This window comes from Rhizobium sp. SAFR-030, assembly GCF_059415005.1.
Genome location: NZ_JBPFDO010000001.1, coordinates 927,525 through 939,303, shown reverse-complemented (window position 1 = coordinate 939,303; position 11,779 = coordinate 927,525). Strand labels below are relative to the sequence as shown.

The following is an 11,779-nucleotide window of genomic DNA, read 5'->3' as shown; positions in this document are numbered from 1 at the left end:
CAAGTGAATTTCTTTCAAAACACCGATCAGCCCGGCGATGCCGACCAGTCGCCGATGGTTGCCTGCACGACGGCAAGCGCGGCAACGGCCGCGGTATCGGCCCTGAGGATGCGCGGGCCGAGCGGAATGGCGGTGACGAAGGAGAGGCTTCGCAGCAAGTGCCGCTCTTCCTCCGAGAACCCGCCCTCCGGCCCGATCAGCAGGGCAAGCTTGCGTTCGTGGATCCCCTGCAGGATCGGCAGCGGATTGGAGCCTGCATCGCTTTCGTCGCAGAAAAGGATGCGGCGATCCGCCGGCCAGCGCTCCAGCAGGTCCTTCAGCTTGACCGGCGCCGCGACCTCAGGAACCGCCAGCACGCCGCACTGCTCGGCAGCTTCGACGACATTCGCCTGCAGACGCTCCAGGCTGGTGATCTTGCCCTGCACGTGCTGGGTCATCACCGGCTGCAGCAGCCCGGCGCCCATCTCCACTGCCTTCTGGACGATGTAGTCGAGGCGGCCCACCTTCAGCGGCGCAAACAGGTAATGCAGGTCCGGTAGCGGATCCTGCGGACGGGTCTGCGCCACCACGTCGAGGATCAGCTTCTTGCGGCTCGGCTGCACCAGGCGCGCCGTCCACTCGCCATCCCGGCCGTTGAAGACCAGGACCTCGCCGCCCTCCTGCATGCGCAGCACATTGATCAGGTAGTTGAAGTGGTCGCTGCCGGCCTCGATCGCTGCCCCCGCGGCAAGGGGGGCATCGATGAAAAGCCGCTGCATCTTGAAATTGGCGCGCATCGCTTGTCCTGCTCAGATAAACAGGCGGAACATAATCGAAGCGAGAATGCCCGCAAGGGCCGCCGAGACCGGCACCGTCACCGTCCAGGCAGCGACGATGGTCAGCAGATGCGAGCGACGCACCAGATAGCGGCGGCGGGTCTCGGCGCTGTTGGCTTCGTGGATCTCGCCGATCTGCTGGTCCTCGGCGCGCATCCGCAGATAGTCCTGCCGCTGGCGCGAGTGGCGGATATACCATTCGCGATACAGCCCGACGCCGAACACCGCGCCGATGGCAATATGCGTCGAACTGACCGGCGTGCCGATGCCCGACGCGATGATCACCGTGACCGCGGCCGAAAGCGCCACGCAATAGGCGCGCATCGGGTTCAACTTGGTGATCTGCTTGCCGACGAGGTTGATCAGTTTCGGGCCGAACAGCAGCAGGCCGAAGGAGATGCCGAGCCCGCCGATCAGCAGCTCCCAGGCCGGCACGACCTGGTTGCTGCCGAGCTTCGCGCCGTTCAGGCTCTCGATGATCGCCGCCAGTGGACCGACGGCGTTCGCCACGTCGTTGGCACCGTGGGCGAACGACAGCAGCGCGGCCGAGAAGATCAGCGGGATGCGGAACAGGTGGCGGAGCGACTGGTTGCGGTTTTCAAGGCCCTCCGACTGGCGGCGGACCAGCGGTATGCTGATCAACCAGCCGGCGATTGCGACCAGCAGGCCGAACAGCATCGCCCGCGGCAGGTCGGGCACGAACGGCTCCGGAACCAGCTTGATGCTGAGATAGGCGGAGAAGGCGCCGAACATCAGGCCGATCAGGACCGGCACCCACCGGCGCGCCGCGACGATCTTGTCGGGCGTGTAGATGATGAACCGCTTGATGAAGGCGAGCATGGCGATGGCAACGCAGGCACCCATCAGCGGCGAGACGATCCAGCTGACCGTGATGCCGGCGATCACGCCCCAGTTGACGGCGCCGAAGCCGGCCGCCGCAATGCCGGCGCCGCTCACTCCGCCGACGATGGCATGGGTGGTCGAGATCGGCGCACCGATCCAGGTGGCGACGTTGATCCAGATCGCCGCCGCCAGCAGCGCTGCCATCATTGCCCAGATGAAATGTGCCGTGCTCGCCATCATCTCGACATTGAGGATGCCGTTGGCGATGGTGTCGACCACCGGGCTGCCGGCGATCAGCGCTCCTGCGACCTCGCAGACGGCGGCGATCGCAAGCCCCAGACCAAGACTGAAGGCCTTCGCTCCGACGGCCGCGCCGATATTGTTGGTGACGTCGTTGGCGCCGATGTTCATCGCCATGTAGGCGGCAAGCACGGAGGCGGCGACCGCCACAACCAATGTCGGCTGCCCGATGAGCGAGACGGCCGAGAAGATGGTCACGGCGACGAGGAACAGGAAGGCGGCGCCCGGTGCTGCCAGCCGACGCGATACGTTGCGGGACGCGTATTCGACGGAGGTGATCTTCTCCAGATCCTTGTCCAGGGTCTGCTTGCGGCCCGACCTTGGCGCGTTACCTCTGTTCGTGCTGTTCTGCGGAGTGATCACGATGGTTCGTATTGCCTTTGAAAATGCAGCCGGGCTTCGCCCGGCGGATCACCAGCACAGGCACGCGGCACGGGAAAAACCTTATCGGCCGACAGCGCGCAGCTTTTGCGGGAGGGGTGCTGCCTCGCGGCTGGCAAAGGCGAGGAACAGGTTGCGCAGTTCCGGCTCCCTGACGCGCGCCGCAGCCTCGGTGCACGACACCCATTCGAGCGTCCGGCTGTCGCGCTCCGGGAACGCCTCCAGCATCGCCTCGACGCGCAGCGCATGCACCTGAACCCGCACCGGCACCTTCAGGCCGCTCTTCAGCTTCTTCATGTAGGCGAAGTAGCCGAGCGCCGCCTTCTCTGCCTCGCCCTTCACGCCGGCCTCTTCGTAGGCCTCCTGCGCGGCGACCGCGTGGGCCTTCTTGCCCTTCATCGGCCAGCCCTTGGGAATGACCCATCGACGCGTGTCGCGGCTGGTCAGCAGCAGAACCTGGAGCCCGGCGATGGGATCGAACCGATAGCACAACGCTGCGTACTGCTGTTGCGGCGGGCGCCGAAACATCAGGCAGAGATTGGCGGTCAGTTGGTTCAGCAGCTTCACGGTGATTCCGGCTCCGGATCGATAATCGAGTGTACCACATATGGACGCTTGCACAGCTGTTCAAATGCGGCGCCGAAGGATTTATCATCGGCATGTTCGCCCGCCGAACCATCCTGAGCCACCAAGGTTGCGCGAGACTATTGGTGCGTTCCGGCTTCCGCTTCGAAACTCAGCCGGTACGAGATGCTTGAAGCGGCAGCGCAACCGTGAGAGGACAGACAGGCGGCAAGTTGGAGGAGGAGACGACGTGTCCGACACCATTGAGTTCCTGAAGCCGCGCCCCGGCGTTCTGTCGCGCCGTGCCGCGATCATTGCCGACCTGACGGATCTGCTGCCGCCGGAGTGCCTGGTGCACGAGCCGCGGGAACTCGTCCCCTTCGAGACGGATGCCTTCGTAGCCTACCGGAAGGTGCCGCTGGCGGTGGCCCTGCCGCAGACGACCGCGCAGGTCTCGGCGGTTCTGAAATACTGCCATCGCTACGGCATTCCAGTGATCCCGCGCGGTGCCGGAACCTCGCTCTGCGGCGGCGCCATCCCGCAGGAGGATGCGGTGGTGATCGGCCTGTCGAAGATGGCCCGCATCCTCGAGATCGACACCTTCAATCGCACCGCCACGGTGCAGGCGGGCGTCACCAATCTTGCGATTTCCGATGCGGTCGGGCCGGAAGGCTTCTTCTACGCGCCGGATCCGAGTTCGCAGCTCGCCTGCACCATCGGCGGCAATATCGGCATGAATTCCGGCGGCGCCCACTGTCTGAAGTATGGCGTGACCACCAACAATCTTCTCGGTGCCAAGCTGGTGCTGGTGGACGGCACCGTGGTCGAGCTCGGCGGCAAGCATCTCGACAGCGCCGGCTACGATCTTCTCGGGCTGCTCTGCGGGTCGGAGGGCCAGCTCGGCATCGTCACGGAGGCTGTCGTTAGGTTGATCGCCAAGCCGGAAGGGGCGCGTCCCGTGCTCTTCGGCTTCGACACGTCGGAAGAGGCGGGTGCCTGCGTCGCCGATATCATCGGCTCCGGCATCATCCCGGTCGCCATCGAATTCATGGACAGGCCGGCCATCGCCATCTGCGAGGCCTTCGCCAAGGCCGGCTATCCTCTGGATGTCGGCGCGCTGCTGATCGTCGAGGTCGAGGGATCCGAGGCTGAGATGGACGCGATGCTGCTGCTGATCGTCGAGATCGCCCGGCGCCACGGGGTGAGGACGGTGCGCGAATGCCAGTCGGCCACCGAAGCGGCGCTCATCTGGAAAGGCCGCAAGTCGGCCTTCGGCGCCACCGGCCGCATCGCTGACTATATCTGCATGGATGGCACGGTGCCGCTCAGCCAGCTGTCCTACGTCCTGCAGCGAACCGCGGAAATCGTCGCCGGCTTCGGGCTTCGCGTGGCAAACGTCTTCCACGCCGGCGACGGCAACATGCACCCGCTGATCCTCTTCAATGCCAACGACCCGGAGGAGGCGCGCAAGGCGGAAGCGGCCGGCAACGAGATCCTCAAGCTCTGCGTCGATGCCGGCGGCTGCCTGACCGGCGAACACGGCGTCGGCATCGAAAAGCGCGATCTGATGCGCCACCAGTATTCGCAGACCGATCTCGACCAGCAGATGGCAGTGCGGGCGGCCTTCGATCCGCAATGGCTGCTGAACCCGTCCAAGGTGTTTCCCCTGGATGGAAGGCCCGCCGCATGAAGGCGATCCTCGTCCCCACCCGAGAGGCCGAAGCTGCCGACATGGTGCGATCAGCTGCCGCCTCCGGCAGGCGGCTGCTGATTGCCGGTGGCAATACTCGCTCGGGCTTCGGCAACCGCGTCGCGGCCGATGCCGTGCTGCGCTCGGCCGGCCTCTCCGGCATCGTCGCCTATGATCCGGCCGAGATGGTGATGACCGCCCGTTCCGGCACCGCACTTGCCGAGGTCGAGGAGGCGCTGACGGAAAACGGCCAGATGCTGGCCTTCGAGCCCATCGACCACCGTCCTCTGATGGGGACGGAAGGCGAGCCGACCATAGGCGGCGTGTTTGCCAGCAACGCGTCGGGGCCGCGGCGCCTGCTGTCGGGGGCTGCTCGCGACAGCCTGCTCGGCATCCGCTTCGTCAACGGGCGGGGCGATATCGTGCGCGCCGGCGGGCGGGTGATGAAGAATGTCACCGGGCTGGATCTCGTCAAGCTGCTGGCCGGATCGCACGGAACGCTGGGGCTGTTGACCGAGGTCACCTTCCGCGTCCTGCCGCGGCCTGAGGCGGAAGAGACGATCGTTGTGTCCGGCCTCGACGATGGCGATGCGGCGCGCGCCATGGCCATGGCCATGGGACTGTCTGTCGAGGTTTCCGGCGCTGCGCACCTTCCGGAAAGCGTGCGCGGCCGGTTCATCGGCGGCTTGCTGCCGGCCGGACCGGCGACCGTCCTGCGGCTGGAGGGGCTGCCGGCCTCGGTCACGGTGCGTGCGCAAAGGCTCGCTTCGGCGCTCGGCCGCAGTGGGTCCGTCAGCCGTCTGGAGCCCGATGCCGGCGCCCAGCTCTGGCGGCAGGTGCGCGACGTCGCGCCCTATGCCGACGGCAGCCTCAGACCGCTCTGGCGTGTCAGCGTCGCGCCGAGTTCCGGTTTCCAGCTGGTCGCGGACCTTAGGATGCAGGCCGGCATCGATGCCTTCTACGACTGGCAGGGCGGGCTTGTGTGGATGCGCATGGAGGCGGAACCGGCAGCCGATCTCGTTCGCCAGGTGGTGCGCCACCATGGCGGTGGACATGCGACGCTGCTGCGGGCATCCGAGGCGATGCGCGAGACGGTGCCGGCATTCCAGCCGCTGCCGCCGGCCGTCGCGGCGCTGACCGAACGGGTGCGCGCCTCGCTCGATCCGGCCGGCGTCTTCAACCCGGGCAAGATGGCGGCTGCCGCATGAGGATCGAGTACAAGGCGGCACTGGCGGCGGCGGGGTACCAGGACAACACGATCGCCGCGCAGCTTCACCGGGTCGGCAAGGTCGAACAGTTCTACGGAAGCCTCGACGACATTGCCGCATCGGGAGGCTACGAAGCGCTGATCGCCGATCTCACCTACTCCACCGCCGACGAGCGGGCGAGAAAGACCAACCCGTCGCGCATCCCCTTCGAGGGCAATGTCCGCAACAACCTGCAATCCTACAAGAACGCCGTCGCCCGCTACTTCCAGTTTCTGCACGCCCAGCTGGACCCGACGCAGGCGATCGACGGTCGAGCGCCGACGACGGCGCCATTGCCGGACATTGTCGAGAAACAGCGCCTTTCGCTCGAACGGGACATGCAGACGGCCCTGCGCCGAAACATTTCACTCTTGGAAACTGGCCTGACGATCGCCGACGATGGCATCGAACGAAGCGTCCTCTCCGGCTTCATCGACATCCTGTGCCGCGATTCCGGCGGCTCCTTCGTCATTGTCGAGCTGAAGGCCGGCAAGACCGATGCACGCGTCATCGGCCAGATCCTCGGCTACATGGGCGATCTGCAGGAGGAAGAAGAGACGCGGGTGCGCGGGATCATCGTCGCCCATGACTTCGACCAGCGGAGCCGGTCTGCGGCAAAGGCTCTGCCCAACCTTGCTCTGTTTCGTTACTCGATCTCCTTTCAGTTCGACCGAGAGGGATAGGCCTCGATGCAAACCTCCTTTACCCCTGAGCAGCTGGCTGATCCGCATGTGGCGGAATCTGAGAAGATCCTGCGCCGCTGCGTCCACTGCGGCTTTTGCACCGCCACCTGTCCCACCTATGTGACGCTCGGCAACGAGCTGGACAGCCCGCGCGGCCGCATCTACCTTATCAAGGACATGCTCGAAAACGACCGGCCGGCGGATGCCGAAGTGGTCAAGCACATCGACCGCTGTCTGTCCTGCCTTGCCTGCGCCACCACCTGTCCGTCCGGTGTCGACTACATGCACCTGGTCGACCATGCGCGGGTCCATATCGAGGATACCTACCGCCGGCCGCTCGTCGATCGGCTGATCCGCTGGTCGCTGGCAAAAGTACTGCCGTATCCCTCCCGCTTCCGGCTGGCGCTCGGGCTTGCTCGTGTCGCACGGCCGCTGGCACCACTCCTTGACCGCGTCCGGCCGCTGAAGCCGCTCGCCGCCATGCTGGCGCTGGCGCCCCGCGCGGTACCGCCGGCCACAGCGGCCGAGAACCCGCCGGCGTCGCCGGCTCCGGATAGCCGGCGCGGCCGTGTCGCCATCCTCTCGGGCTGCGCCCAGCCGGTGCTCGATCCGGGCATCAATGCGGCGACCCGCCGCCTGCTGTTACGCCTCGGGGTCGAGATCGTCACGCCGCAAGGGGAGGGCTGTTGCGGGGCGCTCGTCCACCACATGGGCCGAGAGGCGGAGGCGCTCGATTTCGCCCGCGCCAATGTCGACGCCTGGACGGCGGAGATCGAAACGGGCGGTCTGGACGCGATCATCATCACGGCGTCCGGCTGCGGCACGACTATCAAGGATTACGGCCACATGCTGCGCCTCGATTCCGATTATGCGGAGAGAGCAGCGCGGGTGTCGGCGCTCGCGATGGATGTCACGGAGTATCTGGCCACCCTCGACCTCCCGCGCCTCGAATCACGCGGAATGACCGTCGCCTATCATTCGGCCTGCTCGATGCAGCATGGGCAGAAGATCACGCTGCAGCCGAAACTGCTGCTGAAGGCGGCGGGGTTTACGGTGAAGGACCCGGCCGAAGGGCATCTCTGCTGCGGCTCGGCAGGTACGTACAACATCCTGCAGCCGGAGATTTCGGCGCAGCTCAAGGCGCGCAAGCTCACCCATGTCGAGGCGACGCGCGCCGACGTCGTTGCCACCGGCAATATCGGCTGTATGACGCAGCTGGGATCCGGCCTGTCGATGCCGATTGTCCACACGGTGGAACTGCTGGACTGGGCCTATGGCGGGCCGAAGCCCGCCAGGCTTTCATAAGAACGTTCGGGGTCAGCCGCCGAAGATCGTCCGCAGGATGTCGAGGCCGCGATCCTCGAAGGCGACGCTGCCCTGGCGGTTGCCGGGGCCGATGACGATCACCTTGGCGCCGATCTGGGCGCGGCGGTAGAGGTGCTCGACGTCCTTGTTCATCATCCGGATGCAGCCGGACGACATGTTGAGGCCGATCGTCCACGGCTGGTTTGTGCCATGAATGCGGAAGATCGTGTCGCGGCCGTCCTTGTAGAGATACATGGCGCGGGCGCCGAGCGGATTGTCGATGCCGCCCTTCTGCACCACCGGCAGGATGTGGCCCTTGGCGGCTTCGCGACGGCGCATCTCGCCCGGCGGACGCCATTCCGGCCATTCTTCCTTGCGACCGATCTTCACCACGCCCGACCAGCCGAAGCCATCGCGGCCGACGCCGACGCCGTACCGCGTGGCGCGCTTCGGACCCTCGACGAAGTAGAGGAACTTGTTGTTGGTATCGATGATGATCGTGCCCGGCGCTTCATCGGTGGAAAAACGCACCACGCGCCGCTGGAATTTCTCGTCGGGCTCGCGCCGCTGCGCAACCGAGATGACGTCGCTGCGCCCGCTGGCGGCGACACCTCCCTTGGGCAATGTTCCGGCGCTGGCGCCGGTTGTCGCTGTCACCACCATCAACGTTGCGGCCGCCACCACGCTGGCGAACCCCGTCTTTGCGAAAATCATGCCGTCCCCCTGTCAGTCCAGAAAGATCGCAGGTTGCCGGATTTTTCGCGGAAGGCAAGTATTGCGGCAAGAAGAAACGAAGCGCGGCGCTGCTTTTCGGCGCGCTTCGGCAGATGATTACATGACGAAGACCTTGGTTCCGACATCGACGCGCTGGTAGAGGTCTGTCACGTCTTCGTTGCGCATGCGGATGCAGCCGGAAGAGACGGCGCTGCCGATCGTCCAGGGCGCGTTGGTTCCGTGGATGCGGTAGAGCGTCGAGCCGAGATACATGGCGCGCGCACCGAGCGGATTTTCCGGGCCCCCTTCCATGGAGACCGGCAGGTAGTGGCCCTTTGCCGCCTCGCGCTGGATCATTTCCTTCGGCGGATGCCAGCTCGGCCATTCCGCCTTGCGCGTCACGGTGTGGGTGCCGGCCCACTCGAAGCCCGGCTTGCCGACGCCGACGCCGTAGCGCTTCGCCTGGCCGTTCTCCATCACCAGGTAGAGGAAGCGGTTGTTGGTATCGATGACGATCGTGCCTGGCGCCTTGTCGGTCCGGTAGTCCACCATCTGCGGCAGGAATTGCGGCTCGAGGCCCTGGCGGATCACCGGGTTGGGCCGGACAGCGGCAGCCTGAACCTGCATGCGCGGTGGCTGGTGGCGGATCTGCGGCGGCCGGATCTGCGTCGACTGCGTGCGCGGCGCAAAGATCGGCTGGCGACCCGATGTCGGCGCCTGGCGGTATACGGCGCGCGGTGCCTGCTGGCGGTAATAGACCTGGCCTTGCCTCGGCTGGCCGCGAACCGCCGGCGCCGGGTTCACCTGGCCGCCAAGCTGCATGATCCACGGTGCGGTGAGATCGGGGCTGACGATGACCGGCGGGCGTTCCCGGTACCGATCATTGGCCTGTGCGGAAAAACCAAACGCGCTCAACAGGCTGGCGGTGATCAGCAGCATCTTCTTCATCACGTTCCACTCCAGACACGATCTCGTCGCGGGCCAGGAAACAGGCCCGTCCTCAAGCTTGACCGTGCGCGGAAGAGGCAAGCGAATGGTAAATGCCGCACCGTTCGAATGCGTCTGTGACGCGAAAGCTTTTCGCAAGGTTAATCGCCGGTTTGGAAAGATGGTTGACGGCTGCTAAAGACGCTTTGCGAGCAGAAGGGGAAGACGCGATGCTGAAGCCGGGCTTGATCGAGGGCGAAGACGGGCGCTGCCGTTGCGCATGGCATGGCGGTCTTGCCGACTACCAGCGCTATCACGACGAGGAATGGGGCCGGCCGGTGACCGACGACATCCGGCTGTTTGAAAAGATCTGCCTCGAAGGGTTCCAGTCGGGCCTGTCGTGGCTGACGATCCTGCGCAAGCGGGAGAATTTTCGCACAGCCTTTGCCGGCTTCGACTTCGCCAAGGTGGCGCAGTTCGACGAGGCCGACATCGAGCGTTGCGTCACCGATGCCGGCATCATCCGCCATCGCGGCAAGATCGTCTCGACGATCAACAATGCCGGACGGGCCATCGAACTTTGCCGCGAATTCGGCTCGCTTGCCAATTTCTTCTGGTCGCATGAGCCGGGACGCGACGAGCGCCCGGCGGTGATGGATCTGGAGACCCTGCGCGCCAACCCGACGACGCCGACCTCCATCCGTCTCTCCAAGGACCTCAAGAAGCGCGGCTGGACTTTTGTCGGACCGACCACCGTCTATGCCTTCATGCAGGCCATGGGTCTCGTCAACGATCACCTGGATGGCTGCTTCCGTCAAACGGAGGTCGATGCCCTGCGCGCCGAGCTCGCCCGTCCCTGATCGGCATCAGTCGATGCTGAGCGCCAGGACCCGGCTGATCTCGGTCAGCGACCGGCCGGACTGTTCGCGCCAGGTGTTGAAGGCGCTCTGAACCGCTGCCTTGTCGCGCGCAGACGTGGGTGCCTTTGATACCACGCCCTCCGCCACCAGACGGTTCACGACGCTCTGAGACAGGATATAGCCGTCTATCCCGACAAAGCGCAGCACGTACTGCCCGGTATTGCCGCCGAGGCGCGAGCCCTTGAGGCGCAGGAGTTCGAGCAGCCCGGCAGTGTCGTGTCCAGGCCAGGCGGCGAGGAAGGCACCGACGCTGCCGTGGTCTCGGGCGAGGTCCGACAGGAAGACGGCGTTTTCCTGCACGGACCTGATTTTCTGGCCGTGCCGGACGATGCGCGTGTCGGAGACGAGGCGGCCAAAATCCTCGTCGTGCAGCATGGCGCAGCGGCCGATGTCGAAGCCTTCGAAGGCCGCCTCGAAACCCGGCCACATGGCATCGACGACCTTCCAGTTGAAGCCGGACTGGAAGATGCAGCGGGTCATCAGCGACAGGATGCGATCATCCGGCGTGGAGGCGATATCAGCCTTGGTCTTGGGAAACAGCAGGGCGTCGCGCACCGCCGTTTCGCCCTTGCGCTCCACGGCCAGTGCCCAGATGTCATCGAAGCTGCGCATCTGCGTCGCCCCTCACTGGCAGATCTCGTCGATCAGCCCGCCAAGCTCGCCGAGTGTGCCGATCTCCCGGAAGCGCGGCGCATCCGCGGGCTTTTCCACATGCTCCAGGATCCACGTCAGTTCGTGCGGCACAAACACACCCCAGGCGCCGGCCGCCAATGCCGGCACCACGTCGGATTTCAGCGAGTTGCCGATCATCATCGCCCGCTCCGGCCCTTCGCCGTGCTTGCCGAAAATGCCGCGATAGGTGGTTGCCGATTTCTCCGAGACGATCTCGACCGCATCGAAGAAATCGCCCAGGCCCGACTGCGCCAGCTTGCGCTCCTGGTCGAACAGATCGCCCTTGGTGATCATCACCAGGAAGAAGCGGCCGCGCAGGGCCTCCAGCGCCTCGCGCGCATGCGGCAGGCATTCCACCGGATGGCTGAGCAGGTCGCGGCCGATCGCCAGGATCTTGCCGATCACCTCGGTCGGCACCTTGCCGTTGGTGATCTCCAGCGCCGTCTCGATCATCGACAGGGTGAAGCCCTTGATGCCGAAGCCGTAGTGGGCAAGGTTGCGCTTTTCCGCCTCCAGCAGGCGTTCCGAAACGCGATCTCCCTCGGCGAAATCCGTCAGCAATTCGCGGAACTGCGTTTCCGTCAACCGGTAGTACTGCTCGTTCTGCCAGAGCGTGTCGTCGGCATCGAAACCGATCACGGTCAATGGGCGGATCGTCATGCGGCGCGGCCTCCCGTCTGCAACTCGGCTCTACCCTAATCCGCCGATCGGGCAATGC

The 11,779-nt window shown here is 65.4% G+C and carries 12 protein-coding genes; 5 read left to right on the top strand and 7 right to left on the bottom strand.

All coding sequences use genetic code 11. From position 1 onward, the window contains the following. Positions 1 to 26: 26 nt before the first annotated feature. From ACR65N_RS04890 to ACR65N_RS04880, 3 genes are all read right to left on the bottom strand, one after another. On the bottom strand, positions 27 to 776 hold the full coding sequence (locus tag ACR65N_RS04890) for a 16S rRNA (uracil(1498)-N(3))-methyltransferase (RefSeq protein ID WP_440455971.1): 750 nt from the start codon (positions 774 to 776) through the stop codon (positions 27 to 29). A 12-nt stretch (positions 777 to 788) separates the two neighbouring features. Next, entirely contained in the window at positions 789 to 2,321 is a 1,533-nt protein-coding gene (locus ACR65N_RS04885; RefSeq protein WP_440455970.1) for an inorganic phosphate transporter, read from the bottom strand. Positions 2,322 to 2,402: 81 nt separating this feature from the next. Next, positions 2,403 to 2,867, bottom strand: coding sequence for an NUDIX hydrolase (locus ACR65N_RS04880; protein ID WP_440456118.1), 465 nt, complete (start codon positions 2,865 to 2,867; stop codon positions 2,403 to 2,405). 286 nt (positions 2,868 to 3,153) lie between these two features. On the opposite strand from ACR65N_RS04880, the gene ACR65N_RS04875 reads away from it, so the two are divergent. Genes ACR65N_RS04875 through glcF form a run of 4 tightly spaced genes read left to right on the top strand, consistent with a single transcriptional unit; the run spans position 3,154 to position 7,828 of the window. Further along, positions 3,154 to 4,593 (top strand): FAD-linked oxidase C-terminal domain-containing protein, encoded by a 1,440-nt coding sequence (locus ACR65N_RS04875; protein ID WP_440455969.1) that lies wholly within the window; start codon positions 3,154 to 3,156, stop codon positions 4,591 to 4,593. After that, on the top strand, positions 4,590 to 5,801 hold the full coding sequence (glcE, locus tag ACR65N_RS04870; protein ID WP_440455968.1) for a glycolate oxidase subunit GlcE: 1,212 nt from the start codon (positions 4,590 to 4,592) through the stop codon (positions 5,799 to 5,801). Before ACR65N_RS04875 ends, glcE begins: the two co-directional genes overlap by 4 nt. After that, positions 5,798 to 6,523 (top strand): endonuclease NucS domain-containing protein, encoded by a 726-nt coding sequence (locus ACR65N_RS04865; RefSeq protein WP_440455967.1) that lies wholly within the window; start codon positions 5,798 to 5,800, stop codon positions 6,521 to 6,523. The genes glcE and ACR65N_RS04865 overlap by 4 nt, the downstream gene beginning before the upstream one ends. Before the next feature lie 6 nt (positions 6,524 to 6,529). Continuing rightward, the gene (gene glcF / locus ACR65N_RS04860; protein ID WP_440455966.1) at positions 6,530 to 7,828 is read left to right on the top strand and encodes a glycolate oxidase subunit GlcF; all 1,299 of its coding nucleotides are present in this window, start codon (positions 6,530 to 6,532) and stop codon (positions 7,826 to 7,828) included. Positions 7,829 to 7,840: 12 nt separating this feature from the next. On the opposite strand, the gene ACR65N_RS04855 is transcribed toward glcF, so the two are convergent. Continuing rightward, the gene (locus ACR65N_RS04855; RefSeq protein WP_440455965.1) at positions 7,841 to 8,542 is read right to left on the bottom strand and encodes a L,D-transpeptidase; all 702 of its coding nucleotides are present in this window, start codon (positions 8,540 to 8,542) and stop codon (positions 7,841 to 7,843) included. A 117-nt stretch (positions 8,543 to 8,659) separates the two neighbouring features. Beyond that, positions 8,660 to 9,493 carry a L,D-transpeptidase gene (locus ACR65N_RS04850; RefSeq protein ID WP_440455964.1) on the bottom strand — a complete coding sequence of 278 codons (834 nt, stop codon included), beginning with the start codon at positions 9,491 to 9,493 and terminating at the stop codon, positions 8,660 to 8,662. A gap of 206 nt (positions 9,494 to 9,699) precedes the next feature. On the opposite strand from ACR65N_RS04850, the gene ACR65N_RS04845 reads away from it, so the two are divergent. Beyond that, a complete protein-coding gene (locus ACR65N_RS04845; RefSeq protein WP_430305848.1) occupies positions 9,700 to 10,329 on the top strand; it encodes a DNA-3-methyladenine glycosylase I in 630 nt (209 codons plus the stop codon). Positions 10,330 to 10,335: 6 nt separating this feature from the next. Here the strand turns inward: ACR65N_RS04845 and ACR65N_RS04840 are convergent, their stop codons facing one another. Both ACR65N_RS04840 and ACR65N_RS04835 read right to left on the bottom strand, forming a co-directional pair. Next, positions 10,336 to 11,001 carry a DNA-3-methyladenine glycosylase I gene (locus tag ACR65N_RS04840; RefSeq protein WP_440455963.1) on the bottom strand — a complete coding sequence of 222 codons (666 nt, stop codon included), beginning with the start codon at positions 10,999 to 11,001 and terminating at the stop codon, positions 10,336 to 10,338. 12 nt (positions 11,002 to 11,013) lie between these two features. Beyond that, a complete protein-coding gene (locus ACR65N_RS04835; protein ID WP_440455962.1) occupies positions 11,014 to 11,721 on the bottom strand; it encodes an HAD family hydrolase in 708 nt (235 codons plus the stop codon). Between the last annotated feature and the right edge of the window lie 58 nt (positions 11,722 to 11,779).